This window comes from Streptococcus gwangjuensis (assembly GCF_028156745.1).
Taxonomy (GTDB): domain Bacteria; phylum Bacillota; class Bacilli; order Lactobacillales; family Streptococcaceae; genus Streptococcus; species Streptococcus gwangjuense_A.
This window is the reverse complement of record NZ_JAODJG010000029.1, coordinates 27,676-46,332: the sequence shown is the minus strand read 5'-3', so window position 1 is coordinate 46,332 and position 18,657 is coordinate 27,676. Positions and strand designations below refer to the sequence as shown.

The 18,657-nt window shown below is 41.2% G+C and carries 20 protein-coding genes and 3 riboswitches; of the genes, 4 read left to right on the top strand and 16 right to left on the bottom strand.

Annotated elements, in window-relative coordinates:
• Positions 1-170: 170 nt before the first annotated feature.
• The 5 genes from N5909_RS02555 to N5909_RS02535 form a co-directional block, all read right to left on the bottom strand.
• Positions 171-518 (bottom strand): VOC family protein, encoded by a 348-nt coding sequence (locus tag N5909_RS02555; protein WP_020901924.1) that lies wholly within the window; start codon positions 516-518, stop codon positions 171-173.
• 110 nt (positions 519-628) lie between these two features.
• Positions 629-2,404, bottom strand: a complete 1,776-nt coding sequence (gene spxB / locus N5909_RS02550; RefSeq protein WP_271630750.1) for a pyruvate oxidase — start codon at positions 2,402-2,404, stop codon at positions 629-631.
• Positions 2,405-2,614: 210 nt separating this feature from the next.
• Complete coding sequence (locus N5909_RS02545) at positions 2,615-4,858, bottom strand: heavy metal translocating P-type ATPase (RefSeq protein ID WP_271630749.1); 2,244 nt, start codon at positions 4,856-4,858, stop codon at positions 2,615-2,617.
• Between the two features lie 9 nt (positions 4,859-4,867).
• On the bottom strand, positions 4,868-5,239 hold the full coding sequence (locus N5909_RS02540) for a cupredoxin domain-containing protein (RefSeq protein WP_000935055.1): 372 nt from the start codon (positions 5,237-5,239) through the stop codon (positions 4,868-4,870).
• Between the two features lie 10 nt (positions 5,240-5,249).
• Positions 5,250-5,645: a CopY/TcrY family copper transport repressor gene (locus N5909_RS02535; RefSeq protein ID WP_271630748.1), complete on the bottom strand. Its 396-nt coding sequence runs from the start codon at positions 5,643-5,645 to the stop codon at positions 5,250-5,252.
• A gap of 184 nt (positions 5,646-5,829) precedes the next feature.
• Positions 5,830-5,928: riboswitch (TPP riboswitch) on the top strand.
• 83 nt (positions 5,929-6,011) lie between these two features.
• Here N5909_RS02535 and thiD point away from each other — a divergent pair.
• Complete coding sequence (gene thiD / locus N5909_RS02530) at positions 6,012-6,803, top strand: bifunctional hydroxymethylpyrimidine kinase/phosphomethylpyrimidine kinase (protein WP_271630747.1); 792 nt, start codon at positions 6,012-6,014, stop codon at positions 6,801-6,803.
• A gap of 147 nt (positions 6,804-6,950) precedes the next feature.
• Here the strand turns inward: thiD and thiE (N5909_RS02525) are convergent, their stop codons facing one another.
• The 11 genes from thiE (N5909_RS02525) to lctO form a co-directional block, all read right to left on the bottom strand.
• Entirely contained in the window at positions 6,951-7,583 is a 633-nt protein-coding gene (gene thiE, locus N5909_RS02525; protein ID WP_020901930.1) for a thiamine phosphate synthase, read from the bottom strand.
• Positions 7,576-8,379: a hydroxyethylthiazole kinase gene (locus N5909_RS02520; RefSeq protein ID WP_120718884.1), complete on the bottom strand. Its 804-nt coding sequence runs from the start codon at positions 8,377-8,379 to the stop codon at positions 7,576-7,578. The genes thiE (N5909_RS02525) and N5909_RS02520 overlap by 8 nt, the downstream gene beginning before the upstream one ends.
• Positions 8,379-8,903: an energy coupling factor transporter S component ThiW gene (gene thiW / locus N5909_RS02515; protein WP_050236841.1), complete on the bottom strand. Its 525-nt coding sequence runs from the start codon at positions 8,901-8,903 to the stop codon at positions 8,379-8,381. The genes N5909_RS02520 and thiW overlap by 1 nt, the downstream gene beginning before the upstream one ends.
• A 7-nt stretch (positions 8,904-8,910) precedes the next feature.
• On the bottom strand, positions 8,911-9,600 hold the full coding sequence (gene tenA, locus N5909_RS02510; protein ID WP_271630745.1) for a thiaminase II: 690 nt from the start codon (positions 9,598-9,600) through the stop codon (positions 8,911-8,913).
• Positions 9,601-9,610: 10 nt separating this feature from the next.
• Entirely contained in the window at positions 9,611-10,261 is a 651-nt protein-coding gene (locus N5909_RS02505; RefSeq protein WP_271630744.1) for an energy-coupling factor transporter transmembrane component T, read from the bottom strand.
• A 1-nt stretch (position 10,262) separates the two neighbouring features.
• Complete coding sequence (locus tag N5909_RS02500) at positions 10,263-11,648, bottom strand: ATP-binding cassette domain-containing protein (RefSeq protein ID WP_271630743.1); 1,386 nt, start codon at positions 11,646-11,648, stop codon at positions 10,263-10,265.
• Positions 11,649-12,209, bottom strand: a complete 561-nt coding sequence (locus N5909_RS02495; RefSeq protein ID WP_000915275.1) for an ECF transporter S component — start codon at positions 12,207-12,209, stop codon at positions 11,649-11,651.
• Positions 12,210-12,363: 154 nt separating this feature from the next.
• Positions 12,364-12,452: riboswitch (TPP riboswitch) on the bottom strand.
• Positions 12,453-12,547: 95 nt separating this feature from the next.
• Positions 12,548-13,177 carry a thiamine phosphate synthase gene (thiE, locus tag N5909_RS02490; protein ID WP_271630742.1) on the bottom strand — a complete coding sequence of 210 codons (630 nt, stop codon included), beginning with the start codon at positions 13,175-13,177 and terminating at the stop codon, positions 12,548-12,550.
• A gap of 1 nt (position 13,178) precedes the next feature.
• On the bottom strand, positions 13,179-13,961 hold the full coding sequence (gene thiM / locus N5909_RS02485; protein ID WP_042901245.1) for a hydroxyethylthiazole kinase: 783 nt from the start codon (positions 13,959-13,961) through the stop codon (positions 13,179-13,181).
• Between the two features lie 136 nt (positions 13,962-14,097).
• The gene (locus tag N5909_RS02480; protein ID WP_271630741.1) at positions 14,098-14,766 is read right to left on the bottom strand and encodes a TenA family protein; all 669 of its coding nucleotides are present in this window, start codon (positions 14,764-14,766) and stop codon (positions 14,098-14,100) included.
• A 215-nt stretch (positions 14,767-14,981) separates the two neighbouring features.
• Positions 14,982-15,070: riboswitch (TPP riboswitch) on the bottom strand.
• Positions 15,071-15,218: 148 nt separating this feature from the next.
• A complete protein-coding gene (lctO, locus tag N5909_RS02475) occupies positions 15,219-16,355 on the bottom strand; it encodes an L-lactate oxidase (protein ID WP_271630740.1) in 1,137 nt (378 codons plus the stop codon).
• Between the two features lie 215 nt (positions 16,356-16,570).
• Between lctO and N5909_RS02470 the strand changes: the two genes are divergently transcribed.
• The 3 genes from N5909_RS02470 to N5909_RS02460 are packed head-to-tail and all read left to right on the top strand — an operon-like array spanning position 16,571 to position 18,647.
• Positions 16,571-17,251, top strand: a complete 681-nt coding sequence (locus N5909_RS02470) for an amino acid ABC transporter permease (protein WP_271630739.1) — start codon at positions 16,571-16,573, stop codon at positions 17,249-17,251.
• Positions 17,211-17,888 carry an amino acid ABC transporter permease gene (locus N5909_RS02465; protein WP_070842683.1) on the top strand — a complete coding sequence of 226 codons (678 nt, stop codon included), beginning with the start codon at positions 17,211-17,213 and terminating at the stop codon, positions 17,886-17,888. Before N5909_RS02470 ends, N5909_RS02465 begins: the two co-directional genes overlap by 41 nt.
• Positions 17,889-18,647: an amino acid ABC transporter ATP-binding protein gene (locus N5909_RS02460; RefSeq protein ID WP_271630738.1), complete on the top strand. Its 759-nt coding sequence runs from the start codon at positions 17,889-17,891 to the stop codon at positions 18,645-18,647.
• Positions 18,648-18,657: the final 10 nt, after the last annotated feature.

Sequence of the window (18,657 nt, the reverse complement as noted above, 5' to 3'; positions counted from 1 at the left end):
AATCATAACCACCCGTCAGCGGGTGGTTTTTTGTCTCGCACCTAATGGAACGAGACGGACTGAAAATCGCATAACAGAAAAAAAACCGGATTGCTCCGATCTTTCAATAGTTCATATTCTCACATTCTGTTTTAAGAATAGTTAAGGTTATCTTCAAATGACTAAGCCCCTTATTTCATACGATAAAAATCAAGCACTAGACCAGCAGGACCTTTAACTAATAAGGACTCTGTTCCCCAATCCGTTTCACAAGGACCGTGTAAAATCTCGACACCTCTCTCTTTTAAACGTTGGTAATTCTGCTCTAGATCCTCAATCTCAATGTGAAGAATGATACCTGACTGAAAATCTTCCAAAGGAATCAAATGATTTTGGGACAACATTAGACAATGACTGCCAATCGTGAACTGAGCAAAGCCTTGATCAACATAATCTGCCTGTTTATCCAAAATACGCTCCAAGTCAGCACAGACTTGAGGAATACTTGAAACGATGATATCTAATTGATTTAAATTCATTAACTATCCTCCAGAAAAAGACCGGATTGCTCCGATCTTTTTAAGTTTCACTCTATGAAAATCAAAGAATAAATTCTACAAATTTAAAATTTGATTTTCGACGAGAGAAATTATTTAATTGCGCGTGATTGCAATCCTTCTTCTTCCAAGAAGAGGCGGAATGGTACGAGTTCTTCTGCTTCGTATTTTTCCTTGAAGGCTTTGATTGCTTCTTCTGAGTGTTGTTTTGGATCCAACTCAAGTACTTCTACTGGAAGTGGACGATGTGGAGTGATGTGAGCATCGATCACAACTGTCTTACCTTCTTTGTTGAGTTTAACAGCTTCTGCAACAACTGCATCGATGTCTTCGATACGGTTCACAGTGAATCCTACAGCACCTTGCGCTTCAGCGATTTTCGCATAGTCAGCATTAGGGAAGTCACAACCAAACAAGTGTTTGTTTGTGTCCTCGTATTTGTCCTTGATGAAGGCATATTTACCATTTGAGAAGACAACGTTGATAACTGGAAGGTCGTATTGAACGTTTGTGATAACGTCTGGGTAGCACATGTTGAATGCACCGTCACCCATGATGTTCCATACTTGGCGATCTGGATTGTCTTTCTTAGCAGCAATACCACCAGGAAGGGCAATACCCATTGTCGCAAAGAGTGGAGATGTACGCCACATGTTCTTAGGTGTCATGTGAAGGTGACGAGTAGATGTTTGAGTAGTGTCACCTACGTCGATTGAGTAGATAGCGTCTTGATCAGCATGTTTGTTGATTGCATTGTAGACTTGGTACAATTGCAATTCACCCTCAGTTTTACCTTCGAGTTTGTTCATGTAATCACGCCAGTTTTGGTTGTTCTTAACGTTTGCACGCCACCATGGAGTAGATTCAACTGGGTTCACTTTGTCAAGGATAGCTTGTGCTGCTTGACCAGCATCACCAAGGATTGAAGCGTCAAGGGCATGACGTTTACCAAGTTTGTAAGGGTCAATATCCACTTGGATGAATTTTTCAGTGTTCTTAAATGCTTCGTAAACTTCTGCAAATGGGAAGTTTGAACCAAGGAAAAGAACTGTGTCTGCTTCAAAGACCACTTCGTTGGCTGGTTTCCAACCAACACGGTAAGCAGAACCTGTCAAACCTTCGTAGTTCCATTCGAAAGCTTCAAAGTTTTTACCAGTAGTGATGATTGGTGCTTTGATTTTACGTGACAATTCAGTAATCACTTCACCAGCTTTAACACCACCGTAACCAGCATAGATAACTGGACGTTCAGCATTGTTCAAGATTTCAACAGCTTTATCGATTTCAACTTCGTTCAAAGCAGGAGCGATGAATGAACGCTCGTATGAACCTGATCCATAGTATGAGTTTTCGTCGATTTCTTGGAAACCGAAGTTTACTGGGATTTCAACAACAGCTGGACCTTTTTTAGAAACTGCAGCACGGCAAGCTTCGTCGATAACTTTTGGCAATTGCTCAGCGTAAGCTACACGTTTGTTGTAGACAGCGATACCGTTGTACATTGGGTTTTGGTTCAATTCTTGGAAAGCATCCATGTTGAGTTCGTTAACTGGACGTGATCCAAGGATCGCTAGGAATGGAGTGTTATCCATAGCTGCATCGTAAACACCGTTAATCAAGTGAGTCGCACCTGGACCACCTGAACCAACTGCAACCCCGATTGAGCCGCCGAATTTAGCTTGCATAACCGCTGCAAGAGCACCTGTTTCTTCGTGGCGAACTTGCAAGAAGCGGATATCTTTGTCTTCAGCCAAAGCGTCCATCAATGAGCTGAGTGTTCCTGATGGGATACCGTAGATTGTGTCTACGCCCCATGTTTTCAATACATTAAGCATTGCTGCAGATGCAGTAATTTTCCCTTGAGTCATAATGATAACTCTCCTTCAAATATTTTTAAATCTACTAAAAAAGATTTCATATAGTTTTTGAAAACGTTTCAGTAAATTTTTACACTACTAATTTATCACATTTATTTTTAGTTTACTAAGAATCTGCTCAGAAGTTTCTATTCTCTATTACAGTACAGTTTGAAAACGTTTTAGCTTCTGTTTTATAATAAAAAGCGAGCAAGCCCGCTTTTAATCTATTTTACTAAAGTTTAACAGAAGGGAACTGGTCAGAACAGATACAGAACTAAAGGCCATAGCTAGACCTGCCAATTCTGGGTTGAGGACCAATCCAATACCTGAAAAGACTCCTGCTGCTATCGGAATTCCAACGACATTGTAGATAAAGGCCCAGAAAAGATTGAGCAGAATTCGATTAAAGGTTTTCTTACTCATGTCAAAGGCACGAACCACTCCTAGGAGGTTATTAGTTGTCAACACCAAATCTGCTGACTCGATGGCAATATCTGTTCCAGCTCCCATAGCAATCCCCACATCTGCTACACTGAGGGCAGGAGCGTCATTGATGCCATCACCAACAAAGGCTACTTTTCCAGCTGATTGTAGTTTATGTATTTCATGAGCTTTTTCTTCTGGCAAGACACCTGCAATGACCTCTTCAATTCCGATTTGATCTGCAATAGCACGCGCCACACCTGCATTGTCTCCTGTCAGCATGACTGTTTTAAGGCCTCGTTTTTTCAACTGACTGATGGCTAGCTTAGCATTTTCCTTAGGGATATCCTGCAAAGCAAGCAAGCCTTTGATTTCATTGTCCACAGCCAAAAACACAACTGTCTTAGCTTCTTTTTCCAGTTCTTCTAGTTTTTCTTGATAAATGCTAGAAATATCCATGCCATCCAGCATTTTAGCATTTCCAAGCAGAACTTGTTTTCCATTGATTTGCCCTGAGACACCTTTTCCGTGCAAGGCTTGGAAATTTTCAACAGTTTGTAACTCAAGTCCAGCTTCACTGGCTCGTTTCACAACGGCTTCAGCCAGTGGGTGTTGAGAAGCTTCTTCCAAGGAGGCTGCCAATTCAAGCACTTCTACTTCGTCGCCGATGATATCTGTTACCACAGGTTTCCCTTCCGTCAAAGTTCCAGTCTTATCAAAGACAAGAGTTTGGACTTTCTGGATTTCCTGTAGAACCATTCCATTTTTGAGGAGAACTCCCATCTTGGCACTGCGTCCTGTCCCTACCATAAGGGCTGTCGGTGTTGCGAGCCCCAAGGCACAAGGGCAGGCGATAATCAAAACCGCCACTCCGTAGAGAAGAGAGGACACAAAGCTAGCTCCAAGCACGACTACACTATCTCTCAACAAGACAAACCAAACCCAAAAGGTCACAATCCCTAAAATGACAACTGCTGGAACAAAAATCCCTGAAACTTTATCAGTCAAGTCCTGAATCGGAGCACGACTTGTCTGAGCTTTCTTCACAAAATCCACAATCTGAGCCAAAACAGTCTCTGAACCAACTTTTTCTGCTCTAAAAACAAGTGTTCCACTATTATTGATGGTTGAACCAATGACGGTATCTCCAACTGTCTTGTCCACAGGCAGACTCTCACCTGTCACCATAGACTCATCAATACTAGAGATACCTTCTACTACGACACCATCAACAGCAATCTTTTCACCGGGACGCACTCGAATCAGGTCACCTACCTTGACTTGTTCCAAAGGAACTTGGACATAGCTATCCTCACGCAAGACTTCTGCTGTTTTAGCCTGCAAGTCCAGCAATTTCTCCACAGCTTGGGAAGTATTTTTCCGCATTTTCTCCTCAAAAACGGCTCCCATAAGAACGAAGAAGAAGATAAATGCAGCACTTTCAAAGTAAACGGGGAGACCAGCAAAGAGGGCAACTAAGCTATAGAAATAGGCCACTAGGGTTCCCAGAGCAACCAAGGTATCCATGTTGGCATTGTGCTTTTTAAAACTAGCCCAAGCACTTTGGATATAAGGACCACCTGCTACTAGCATAATCGGTGTTGTGGCTAAAAAGGTTCCCCAACGCATAACTTGGTGACTAATTCCTCCTGTCGACATCCCAATCATGAGAATCACAAGAGGCACAGTAAAGATACTAGTAATCCAAAAACGTTGTAAAAGGCTTAGAGATTTTCGAGTCTTCTCAACTACAGTATAACTCCCCTTTTGCATCTTCATGCCGCATGAAAATTCATGCTCGCCCAAGTCTTGAGGAGTAAAGCGAATGACTTTTTCCTCGTCTTGAGCGATTGGTTCTAGAATCCCTTCTTCTTCGAAGAGAATCTCTCTATAACAGTTTGAGGGTGTCACACGATGAAAGGTAATCTCAGCAGGAATCCCTTTTTGCAGTTGAATGTGGGCTGGATGGTAGCCTTTGTCTGCCGTAATACGGATTTTTTGAACACCATTTTCAAGGCTTGCCTTTACAATTTCAGTCATATCATTCTCCTATTCTACAATCATCTTACCGTGCATCATATTCATGCCACAAGAGAAACCATACTCTCCAGCCTGCTCAGGCGTGATTTCCACTACATACTCTTCCCCCATTGGCAGGTCCGCATGAACACCAAAGTCTGGAAAAACAATCTGATCCAGACAGGGTGAAGGGTCCTTACGGTCAAAGACAATGCGGGCTGGCACTGATTTCTTGAGGATAATCAACTCAGGCGTATAGCCCCCCATAACCTCCACTCGAATCTCTTGGTAGCCCTTTTTTTGCTGGGCCTTTTGTCCAGATTTTTCAGGCTTTTTGAAAAACCAAAACAAGATAAACGCGATAAGGGCAATACAAATAATGGTTACAATGCTATTTAACATGACGTCTCCTTTACATACAATTACATTTTACTTCTGTTACAGCGCTTGATTTCTTCTCAGAAATCACAGCTTCCAAGTCTTCCAAGTCAGCCTGAGTAAAATCACATTCAGCAATCAAATCAGCCAACAAGTTCTTAATCCTACGAGAACAAACCTTGTCCTTGATATCTTTGACAAGTAAATCCCGACTTTGGTCCAAAGTTAAAAGGGCTGAATAGACAAAGGACTTGCCTTCTTTTTTCCTCGTCAGACACTCTTTATCGACCAAACGAGCCAAAAGAGTTTGAATGGTTGACTTGGACCAGTCGAATCGCTCAGCCAGAACCCTGATCAAATCTGAACTGGTCTGCTCCCCCTGCATCCAAATAATCTTCATAACCTGCCATTCTGCATCTGAAATCTGCATAATCACACCTCCTAAAATCTACATTTGTCGATCACAGTTATTAGTATACTCTTATAATCTACATTTGTCAACTATGAACTTAATCTTTTCTTTGGAAAATAGAATTTTAAGCATTTGATAAAGGATTTCCAGTCAATTTTTACTATATAAACTATAAAAATATGCTATACTAAAGAAAAAAGAAAACAACCACTAGGGGTGCGTAAAGCTGAGATTAACAACTGTTAGATCCCTTTGACTCAATCTAGGTAATGCTAGCTGATGAAAGTGGAAATGATAATGGTGACTAACAGTCTTCTATTGCCTTCCTGAAACGGACTAGCTTGTTCTTAAGAATACAAACTTCAGTTGGTTGGGAGGTTTTAGATGACTTATTTACCCGTTACTTTGACCATTGCAGGTACTGACCCTAGTGGTGGTGCTGGCATTATGGCTGATTTAAAATCTTTCCAAGCTAGAGATGTCTATGGAATGGCAGTTGTGACCAGTCTTGTCGCTCAAAATACCCGAGGCGTTCAATTAATCGAGCATGTTTCTCCTCAAATGTTGAAAGCTCAATTGGACAGTGTCTTTTCTGATATCCCACCTCAGGCTGTGAAAACTGGAATGTTAGCGACAACAGAAATCATGGAAATTATCCAACCCTACTTAAAGAACCTTGATTGTCCTTATGTGCTTGATCCAGTTATGGTTGCCACCAGTGGAGATACTTTGATTGATACAAACGCAAGAGACTATCTCAAAACAAACTTGCTACCTCTTGCAACCATCATCACACCCAATCTTCCTGAGGCAGAAGAGATTGTTGGTTTTTCAATCCATGATCCTGAAGACATGCAGCGTGCTGGGCGTTTGATTCTAAAAGAATTTGGTCCTCAGTCCGTTGTTATCAAAGGTGGTCATCTCGAAGGTGGTGCCAAGGATTTCCTCTTTACCAAGGATGAACAATTTGTCTGGGAAAGCCCAAGAATTCAAACCTGTCACACCCATGGTACTGGATGTACCTTTGCTGCAGTGATTACGGCTGAACTAGCCAAGGGCAGAAGTCTTTACCAGGCAGTTGATAAGGCCAAGGCCTTTATTACGAAAGCCATCCAAGACGCTCCTCAACTCGGTCACGGTTCTGGCCCAGTCAACCATACAAGCTTTAAAGATTAAAAAAACTCTCTAGTTCCTACTTTAAGGGAATTAGAGAGTTTTTATACTCTTCAAACTACGTCAGCTTTATCTACAACCTCAAAGATGTGTTTTGAGCAACCTGCGGCGAGCTTCCTAGTTTGCTCTTTGATTTTCATTGAGTATTAATTAGAAAATAATGTCATCCAACTTTGTCAAAAAGGCTTGCGTTTTTGCCTCTATATCTTCTGCCTGCATCAAATCACGCACTACAGCTACACCAGCTATGCCAGTGCCAATAAGCTGTTCAATGTTCTCTGACGTCAAGCCGCCAATAGCAACTACTGGAATGGCGACCCTTTGGCAAATTGTTTTCAAGGTTGAAATCAGGGTGATAGGAGCATTTTCCTTGGTCGTAGTCGGGAAAATGGCTCCTGTCCCCAAGTAATCTGCTCCTCCTTCTTCTGCCTCGAGGGCTCTTTTTACCGTTTTAGCTGTTACACCGAGTATTTTTTCAGGGCCCAAGACTTGTCGGGCAATCGAAACTGGCAGTTCATCGTCTCCAATATGCAGACCAGCAGCATCAACCGCAAGACAGACATCCAAACGATCATCGATGATCAAGGGTACCTGATAGGCATCTGTTATTTCCTTAACTTGTTTTGCCAGTTGATAATATTGATTGGTTGTAAGATTTTTTTCTCGTAATTGGACTATGGTAACTCCTGAACGGCAGGCCGTCTCAACCTTTTCAAGAAAGCTTTCCAAGGAATCTTGGTAGCGATTGGTTACTAGATAGAGTCTAAGCGCCTCTCTATTCATAAACATCTCCTTTGATGGCATCTAGCCAATTTTCATCTCTTTTGAGGAGCGAAAGCTGATTGAGTACTTGGTAACGAAATTCTTCCAATCCCATTTCTTGAACAACTATTTTCTCAGCAGAGACATTGAGATAAGAGACTGCCAAGCAAGAAGCTTCAAAACCTGTTTTTCCTTGGCTGAGAAAAACAGCTGTCAAGGCTCCAACCAAGTCTCCTGTCCCTGTTATCCAGTCTAATTCTGCACAGCCATTCTCCAATACAGCAACCTGATTCTCTGAAACGATGAGGTCCTTGGGGCCTGTGACTAAGAATGACATACCAGGATAAGTCTGACACCAATCTTTCAAGACTTGAAGCAAATCCTCAGTTTCTTGATCTTTAACACTCGCATCGACACCAACGCCGTGGTGCTTTAAGCCAACAAGACTTCGGATTTCTGACATATTTCCTTTAAGAACCGTAGGTCTATAGCCTAAAAGGTCTTTAACTAAGCTCTTACGAATGACTGAAGCCGTTACGCCAACTGCATCTACTACCATTGGAAGAGAAACTTGAGCTGCATAAGAAGCTGCCATACGGATTGCTTTTTCCTTCTCAGCTGACAAATGCCCCAAATTGATGAAGAGTGCCTGGCTTTGCTTAGTAAAATCAAGAACCTCACGGGGATCATCTGCCATGACAGGTTTGCATCCCAGAGACAAAATCCCATTTGCCAGCATCTCACAAGAAATTTCATTGGTAATGCAGTGAATGAGGGAAGTCGTTTCCAAAGGAAAAGGATTTGATAATTCCAGCATCAGTCTATCCTTTCAGCAAAGAAATATCCCTGCACTTTTTTAAAGAATTCCTGCTTGATTAAAAATCGAAAGGCAATAAAGGAAATTGCTGTACCAATCAAGGTTGCTCCGAAAAATCGAGGAGTGTAGATAAACCAGCTAAGTTTAGCAGCCGATCCTGTAAAGAGTACCATAACAGGATAGGACACAATAGAACCAATAATACCTGTTCCCAAAATTTCTCCCAAGGCAGAAAAGTAAAATTTTCGACCGTACTTATAAAAGAGACCTGCTAGAAGGGCTCCAAAAGTCGCTCCTGTAAGAGCTAAAGGCGGAATCCCTTGAGTCGTCATACGGATAAAGGCTGTCACTGTAGCCATAGCCAAGGCATAAACAGGTCCCATCATGATTCCTGCTAGAATATTGACTACACTGGACATCGGTGCCATTCCCTCAATTCGAAAGATGGGTGTAAGAACTACATCAAGGGCAATCATCATGGATAAAATGGTTAATTTGTGAACTTGTAATTGGTGCTTTCTCATGTTTCTTTTATTCTCCTGCTTCTAAAGACTGCAGATCGCTCTTCCATGTCTGGTGTTGGTAGGCCATTTCCCAAAACTTAGCTTCCATATGAACACTGATGTGGAAGACATCTAGCATTTTTTTCTTGTCTGTCTCGTCACTTTCTCGATAGAGCTGATTGACCAAAACTTCTTCCTCTCTGATCTGCTGCTCCAACTCATCCGTAATATAAGTTTCAATCCATTGTTGGTAGAGAGGATTTGGTGATGGTTTAAGATTAAGTGATTTGCCTATATCATGGTATAACCAAGGACAAGGCAGCAAACTTGCAAAAGCAATACCCAAGTTTGGCTCTGCAAATTGACGATAAATGTGAGAGATATAATGATAGCAGGTTGGAGCGATTGGATGTTGCTCCATTTCCTGGTCGCTGATTTCCAATTCCTTGAAAAATTGTTGGCGGATAAATAACTCACCTTCCACTAGACTCTGAGCATTTTGTTTTAAGAGTCTTTTCATCTCTTGGTTTGAAGTCTTATCAGCCAAAAGGTGATAGATTTCTGAGAAGGCCTTCAGATAGTAGGCATCCTGAATCAGGTAATAGCGGAAAATGGCAGGTTCCAAATTCCCCTCTTGCAACTGTAAAATAAAGGGATGATGAAAGGAAGCCTGCCAAGCTTCCTTGGATAATTCCATCGCAATATCTGTAAATTCCATAATAACTCCTTTATAAAAATAGACTGGTTTGAAGCAATAAAAAGAAAAGCAGGTAGATTAATTTTGTTTTTTTAGGAATATAAAAAGTCCGATAGCGATTCTCCACCTGTGCATGTTCGTCATATCCATGCGCCGACAGAGCTCTCAGATAAAGATGGCGCCACCTAAAGACTGTCATCAGAACCTTGCTGTAAATCAAGGGAGACCAAAAATGCAGTTCTTGACCGCGTAATAGGCAAGCTTCCTTGAGAGACTTGATTTCTTGCTGAATGAGGGGGAAGGAATTGAATACCACAATCAAGGCATAGGCCCAAGAACGTGATAGCCCCTTTTGAGCCAAGTACAAGAGAAGCTCTTTTAGGGAAATAGAGGAAACAAAGACAAGGCCGATACAAACCGTCACAAAGGCCCTCGTTCCAAGCATGACTGCCTGCGAAGTATCTCCGTGTAACTGAACTGCCCAGTAGTTGGCCAAAGATGGCAAAACGGCGAGCAGAATCATCCAAGCTAACATTTTAAATCGACGGTAATAAAGCATAAAGAGAATGCAAAATGCGACTACCGAAAGATTCAGAGCAATCGAAGGAATGAAAGATGTTTCCAGTGATAAAACCAGCAAGAAGAGACTGATAATCGGTGTCTGGGTTGCTACTTTGACCATATTATCTCACCTCCCCTTGAGTATTGCTACTCTGAGATGTGAGCGGTTTGGTGATAGTCACTTCGTTCACATGACTGAGCCCCTGACTAGACATCTCAATCCAATAATCAACCACAGAGATCAAGGGATCTAAACGATGGCTAATGATCAGAAAACTTCTTCCTTGATTTCTCTCCTCCACAATCCACTGACAAAAATAATGGCAAGCTCTATCATCCAAACCTGCAAAAGGTTCATCTAGCAAGATTACAGAAGCCTTGCTAGTCAAGATGGTCAAGAGCTGTAGAATCTTTTGTTGACCACCACTTAATTGATAGGGACTCTTATCGAGTGCCTGCTCCAGATCAAAATACCGTAAAGCTTGGAGTATCCGCTGATTTCTTTCAGAATCAGGTCTGTCTAATTGAAGTTCTTCTCGCAGACTGACTCGGATAAACTGTTTCTCAGCTTCCTGAACAACACCCGTCAGGTCACGGTACAAACTCTTTTTCTTTTTCAGAACCGTCCCCTTCCAGGTAATGCTCCCCTTATACTTTTGAAATTGAAGAATAGACCGAAAGAGGGTTGATTTCCCGACACCATTGTCACCTAAAATACAGGAAATCCCTTGGTAGAATGTGAAATCTGCAATTAAAAAGAGGTGACGCTTATCCAGCTCACAAGTTGTTCGATCCATATGAAACAGTTCTAGGCTAGAAGCAACTTCCTTTGAAGCAACCTGTGTCATCTCAGAGGAAGGGATTTGAAACACTTCCCTTAGTTGGCCATCTCTTAGCTCCACCATATGGTCGATATAGGCTTCATAGTCCGTTAAATCATGGTCGCACAGGATGACTGTCTTCTCATTAGAGGCCAATTCTTTTAGAATCTCCAATATCTCTATCCTACTCTTACGATCAATAGAAGCGAAGGGCTCATCCAAGAGATAGACCCTAGGATTCATAGCAAAGAGAACAGCCAAAGCAGCCTTTTGCTTTTCCCCACCTGATAAGTGATGAATGGGACGGTGCAAAATCGCCTTGCAGCGACATTGCTGGACAACCTCTGCTATTTTAGAATCAATTTCCTGAACGGGATGCCCAATATTTTCCAAGGTAAAAATCAGCTCCTCAAACAAGTTCTCCATGGTAAATTGATGATTGGGATTTTGAAAGAGAATACCAACCGTCTGGACACGTTCAATGATAGAAAGCTGACTGACCTCGTTCCCATTTATCAGGACTTGACCGCTATAGGGAAGAGAACTGACTTGGGCAATCATTTGAAAGAGGCTGGATTTTCCTGAACCACTGCTCCCAACTAACAAGGTAAAGGCTTGCGCATGAAAAGTAAAATCAATCGGCTCAGAGAAGATTGGGGACTGAATCGCTCGTAGTTCCAGCCCCATCTATGCCTTGCCCCCAGCTGCAAACTGATGATAAAGTTTGACAATGGCACGAACCAAGATGGTACAGAAGAAAAAGACGGAAATAAAACGTACTACAAGCAAGGAAAGGACAAAAGGAAGGGAGAAGGCGTAGTAACCTAACTTAATGTATTCATAGACAAAGCTAACAAGCGTAATCCCAATACTATTAGCAGTTAGAGAGAGCCAACTTTCATAGCGATTCTTGGTTACGATAAAACCAAGTTCACTTCCCAAACCTTGAACCAAGCCAGACAAAAGGGCACCTAGACCGAATTGGCTACCATAAAGGACTTCAGCAAGCGCAGCTAGCACTTCTCCAATCGTTGCGCTTCCCACTCTTGGAACAAAGATGGCAGCAATGGGTGCAGCCATACACCAGAGACCAAAGAGGATTTCATTGGCAAAGGCCTGTAAACCAAGAGGTGCTAAAATCAGGGTGAGGATATCAAACAGATAGCCTGAACCCACAAAAACGCCACCAAAAAAGATAGACAAGAAAGCAAGTAAAATAACATCTTTTAACTGCCATTTTTTCAACATAAAAAACTCCTTTTTAAAGAAAAGTGGAGCATTCAAGGAGACCTACCTAAATGCTTTGTATCCAGTTCATCCAGTTTCGTAAAAGAAAAAACTCTAATTACAAATAGAAATTAGAGTTCAGCTTACAAGATTAGATGGTTAGTTTCTACAAACACAAAACCATTTCACATTTCCCTTCGCCAGTCTTAACTGTATCAGGTTCAATGGGTATCATCTCAGCCTAAAGCACCCCAAATGTCTTTATTATTTAATTATATAAATATTATAACAAACGATTTTTTCCAGTTCAAGAAATTGAACTGGAAATACAGCAGATCTTTCTTTGGTTAGATAGATACCTATTGTTCACTCATTTCTCGAACAGTTTTTTCTATATTTTTTGCATACGATATTGCTGAAATGATTGAAACACCGTCAACATTGGTCTTCATAATATCTTTAATATGTTGCGTCTGTATCCCACCAATTGCAACTAAGGGCATTTGTGGCAATAGTTTTCTCATCAATTTAAGACCCTCATAACCTATAGCGCCACCAGCATCATCCTTTGACTGGGTATCAAATACAGGACCAACACCAACATAATCTACATATTCAACTTTTGATTGTTGAAATTCTTCCTCGTTTTTTATAGAAAGACCAATTATTTTATCTGGCATCAATTTTCTAATTTCATCAACACCAAGGTCATCCTGCCCTACATGTACGCCATCAGCGTCAATTTCCATTGCTAACTCAATATCATCATTAACAATAAACGGCACATTGTATTTTTTACAAAGATCCTGTAGTTTAATTGCTAATTCGACTTTTTCTTTACCTTCCAGGGCTCCCTCACCTTTTTCACGGAATTGAAATAAGGTTATCCCACCTTTTAAGGCTTCCTCAACGACTCTATATAGATCTTTTCCCTGGCAAGTAGTCGTTCCACAAATAAAATATAGTTTTAGTAATTCTTTTTGAAACATCTTACTTCACTCTTTTGAATTTCTTTACATCTTCATCTGTAATCTCGTATAAGGCATTTATAAATTCAACTTTAAATGTTCCAGGAAGATGCCCATTTGGACGTTTTTCTGCCATTTCTCCAGCTATATTGTAAACCAACATTGCTGTTTCTAATGATTTCAATTCTTGACCTTTTTCTAGTCCGATAAAGCTTGCTACTACAGCACCTAATAAGCATCCTGTCCCAATAACTTTTGGCATCATGGCACTACCATTATGAATCGTTACCACTTCTCCATTTACCGCAATAGCATCCACTTCACCTGTTACTACTATTGGAATATTGAACTTCTCATTTGCTGCTAGAGCAATTTCGTCAATATTATCTACGCCTGCACTATCTACTCCTTTAGATGCCACATTTATTCCCACTAAAGAGGCAATCTCGCCAGCATTTCCCCTTATCGCTGCTAGTTTATAATTGTTGATTAGATCATCTGCTACTTTTTTTCTATATTCTCCTGCTCCACAGGCTACAGGATCTAGAACTGCTGGGACATTATATTTCTCTGCAATTTTCAAAGCAGCTTGGTATAATTTCCAATTTTCATCTGTCAATGTTCCTATGTTTATTAATAAACCACCAGCATACTTTAACAAATCCTCTAAATCTGCAGGAAACTCACTCATAGCTGGTGATGCACCCAGTGCTACTAATCCATTTGCTGTGAAATTTTTTACTACATCATTGGTGATGCAAATGACCAAAGGTGCTTTTTCTTTTAATAATTTTAAACTTGTCATATTGAAATTCTTCCTTCTCACTTTATACGATATACTGATTTCGATTTATCTCTATCTTTCGTTAAGAAATTTTTTTCATTTACCATTTACATTGAATGATTTACCTCATCAAATTTGTAAATATCCTAAACCTTCTCTAGGCGTCATAGCCAATATCAAAAAAGGCTAATTCTAAAGCAACCGCTTGATTCCAACGTTCCTGAAGTTCTGTCAAATCCTCTCTACCTTTCCCGACACGATTAAGTTCGTCAACCAGAAATTGAACCCACTCTGCAAAGAAAGGACCTCTGTGGAGATTAATCCATTCCGAATGAATATAGGCTTCAGGTAGAGGCAAATCTTTAGAACCCCAGTCTAAATAGAGGCCTTCTGCAATGACCAGCATGACCAAAAGATGAGCGTAGTCTGATGAAGCCACAGCAGAATACATAAGCTCCTGAAAGGCTTTTGTTACAGGGTGCAAGGTCACTTCTAGATAATCATTCTCTACTACTTTTAACTCTTTAAAAGCCTTTTGGAAATAACCGTCTTCATCTGCTTCAAGAAAGCCTAATTGCTTGGCAAAACGAAGCTTGGATTCAAGCTGGTCTGCGTGGGCTACGCAGGCACCCAGCATGGATAAGAAAGCATCAAAGAAGTGATAATCTTGAATTAGGTATTCTTTTAAGACCTTATTCTCAATTGTCCCCGCAAAAAGTTCCTTAACAAAACGATGATTGATTGCAGCCTGCCAATCCTTCTGACTGTTTTTTAATAATTCTCCAACAGTCAAACCTGGCTCAAATGCATAGTCTTGTGTTTCCATATTTACTTTTCCTCTCTTTACTCGTTCGTAATCAACAAAATACCAAGAAAATCCTAGTTTTACTTGACCTTTTTAAAGAAAAACAAGGGCGTTCAAGAAGAGCTATCTAAATGCTTTGTATCACATTCATCCAGCTTATATAAACAAAAAAACTCCAATTACAATCAAGAATTAGAGTTGACTTACAAGATTCGATCGTTCATTTCGCCATACGAAAAAAACTGTTCACATTTCCCTTCGCCAGTCTTAACTGTATCAGGTTCAATGGGTATCATCTCAGCTTAAAGCACCCCAAATGTCTTTGTTATTTAATTACTGCACCAGTATAGCAAAAAATGAAAGCCCTAGCAAGATATTTGATTAGAAAATATATTTATATAGTTTTTAATGGTGATTTATTCTTCCTATAGACGAAGAAAAACCTCCACATCAAGTGGAGGCAATCTCTTTTATCAATACAATTTTAAGTCGCGTGGGTCAACTGGGAAGGTTGGGTTGTATGGGTTGTGACGGAGTTTGAAGTGTTTGACATCTTCAATAGTCTGAGTTCCAGATAATTGCATAACTGTCTTCAATTCTGCATTCAAGTGTTCAAAGACTTGACGTACACCAACACTACCACCGAGAGCCAAACCATAGATGACAGGGCGACCAATAGCTACCAAGTCTGCTCCTGAAGCCAAGGCTTTAAAGACGTGTTGACCACGACGAATACCTGAGTCAAAGACGATTGGCACACGTTTGTCAACTGCTTCTGCTACTTCTTGAAGTGAGTCAAAGGCAGCTGGTCCACCGTCGATTTGGCGGCCACCGTGGTTGGTTACCCAGATACCAGAAGCTCCCGCAGCAAGCGAACGTTCAACGTCCTCACGGCATTGTGGTCCCTTGACATAAACAGGAAGTCCTGAGTATTCAGCGATAAATTCTACATCACGTGGAGACAAGCGTTGTTTAGCTGATTTGTAAACAAAGTCCATTGATTTACCAGCACCTTCTGGTAGATATTCTTCAACAATCGGCATGCCAACTGGGAAGACAAAACCATTACGCTTATCTACTTCACGATTGCCCCCTACAGTAGCATCCGCCGTCAAGACAATCGCTTTATAACCTTCAGCCTTCACACGGTCCATGATGTGGCGGTTGATTCCGTCATCCTTACTAAAGTAAAATTGGAACCAGTGAGGTGTCCCTTGAAGGGCTTCTGTAATTTCTGGAAGATCTACAGTAGAGTAAGAGCTAGTTGTGTAAAGAGAACCAAACTCATGCACACCACGCGCAGTCGCCACTTCACCCTGTTCATTTGCCAATTTATGAGCTGCAACAGGCGCCATAATGATTGGTGAAGACAATTTTTCACCTGCAAATTCAATCTCTGTACTTGGGTTTTCAACATCGCAAAGAGTGTGAGGAACGATGAGCTTGTGGTTAAAGGCACGGATATTTTCACGTAAAGTGAAAGTATCTTCCGCCCCACTAGCGATATAGCCAAATGCTGCTTTAGGAATAACTTGTTGCGCCATTGGCTCCAAATCATAGGTATTGATGAAATCTACATGACCTTCTGCACTGCTTGTTTTGTATGACATAAAATGTCCTCCTTGATAAGTAAGCGTTTACTTTGTATATTACAAAAATATCTTAACTCTTTTTTCAAAACTTTTCAAATATTTTGTTTGTAAATTTCAGAAATTTTATTTCTATGATAAAAAATCCTTATAACAGCAATAAAAAATAGATATTATCCAAAGGAGATTTTAAGTGCTACAATAACTGTATTATTTCTAGATGGGAGGTTCTATTTTTGGATTGGTCCATTGTTGAACAATATCTACCACTATATCAAAACGCATTTCTTCTGACCTTGCATATTGCAGTGTGGGGAATTTTGGGATCCTTTCTGCTCGGTTTAATCGTTAGTATCATTCGGCATTATCGAATTCCTGTTTTGGCACAAGTAGCGACAGCCTATATCGAATTGTCACGCAATACGCCCCTTTTGATTCAACTCTTCTTTCTCTACTTCGGTCTTCCTAGAGTAGGGATTGTCCTATCTTCAGAAGTCTGTGCCACTTTAGGACTGGTCTTTTTAGGAGGCTCCTATATGGCAGAATCTTTCCGAAGTGGACTGGAAGCCGTCAGTCAAACCCAGCAGGAGATTGGATTAGCTATCGGTCTGACACCTCTACAGGTCTTTCGCTATGTGGTTCTTCCGCAAGCAACAGCGGTTGCACTCCCCTCCTTTAGTGCCAATGTCATTTTCCTCATCAAGGAAACCTCTGTTTTCTCAGCAGTAGCTTTGGCCGACCTCATGTACGTCGCCAAAGACTTGATTGGGCTCTACTATGAAACAGACATTGCGCTTGCTATGTTGGTAGTTGCTTACCTTATCATATTGCTACCCATCTCACTGGTCTTTAGTTGGATAGAAAGGAGGCTCCGCCATGCAGGATTCGGGAATCCAAGTACTCTTTCAGGGAAATAATCTCCTGAGAATCTTACAGGGATTGGGCGTTACGATTGGCATATCCATCCTATCTGTCCTCTTATCCATGATATTCGGGACAGTCATGGGAATCATCATGACCTCCCATTCTAGAATCATACGATTTTTAACACGATTGTATCTGGAATTCATCCGTATCATGCCCCAACTGGTCCTACTCTTCATCGTTTACTTTGGCTTGGCTCGAAACTTTAATATCAATATCTCAGGTGAGACTTCTGCTATTATCGTTTTCACCCTCTGGGGAACAGCTGAGATGGGGGACTTGGTCCGTGGAGCCATCACTTCCCTTCCTAAGCATCAGTTTGAAAGTGGACAGGCACTCGGCTTAACCAATGTTCAACTTTACTACCACATCATTATCCCACAAGTCTTTAGAAGATTACTGCCACAAGCCATCAACCTTGTCACTCGGATGATTAAAACGACTTCCTTGGTTGTTTTGATAGGGGTTGTTGAGGTTACAAAGGTTGGACAACAAATCATCGATAGCAATCGCCTGACCATCCCAACTGCTTCCTTTTGGATTTATGGAACCATTCTGGTCTTGTATTTCGCAGTCTGCTTTCCTATTTCCAAACTATCCACTCACTTAGAAAAACATTGGAGGAACTAAATGTCTGAAACTATCTTAGAAATCAAGGAACTAAAAAAATCCTTCGGAGACAATCCCATCCTCCAAGGACTTTCTCTAGAAATCAAAAAAGGGGAAGTTGTCGTCATCCTAGGACCATCCGGTTGTGGGAAAAGTACCCTCCTTCGTTGCCTCAATGGCTTAGAAAGTATTCAAGGTGGAGATATCCTGCTGGACGGTCAGTCTATCGTTGAAAATAAAAAAGACTTTCACCTAGTTCGCCAAAAGATTGGCATGGTCTTTCAAAGTTATGAACTCTTTCCCCACCTGGATGTCCTACAAAACCTCATCCTAGGTCCTATCAAGGCTCAGGGAAGAGACAAGAAGGAAGTAACGGAAGAAGCTCTGCAACTACTGGAGCGTGTCGGTTTACTAGACAAACAACATAGCTTTGCGCGTCAATTATCTGGTGGACAGAAGCAACGGGTTGCAATTGTCCGTGCTCTCCTCATGCATCCAGAAATCATCCTTTTTGACGAAGTGACTGCTTCGCTGGATCCAGAAATGGTGCGTGAGGTTCTAGAACTTATCAATGATTTAGCTCAAGAAGGTCGCACCATGATTTTAGTAACCCATGAAATGCAGTTTGCTCAAGCTATTGCCGATCGGATTATCTTCCTCGACCAAGGGAAAATCGCTGAAGAAGGAAGGGCTCAAGATTTCTTCACCAATCCGCAAACCAAACGAGCTCAGGAATTTTTAAACGTCTTTGACTTTAGCCAATTTGGCTCATATCTATAAAGGAGATTCT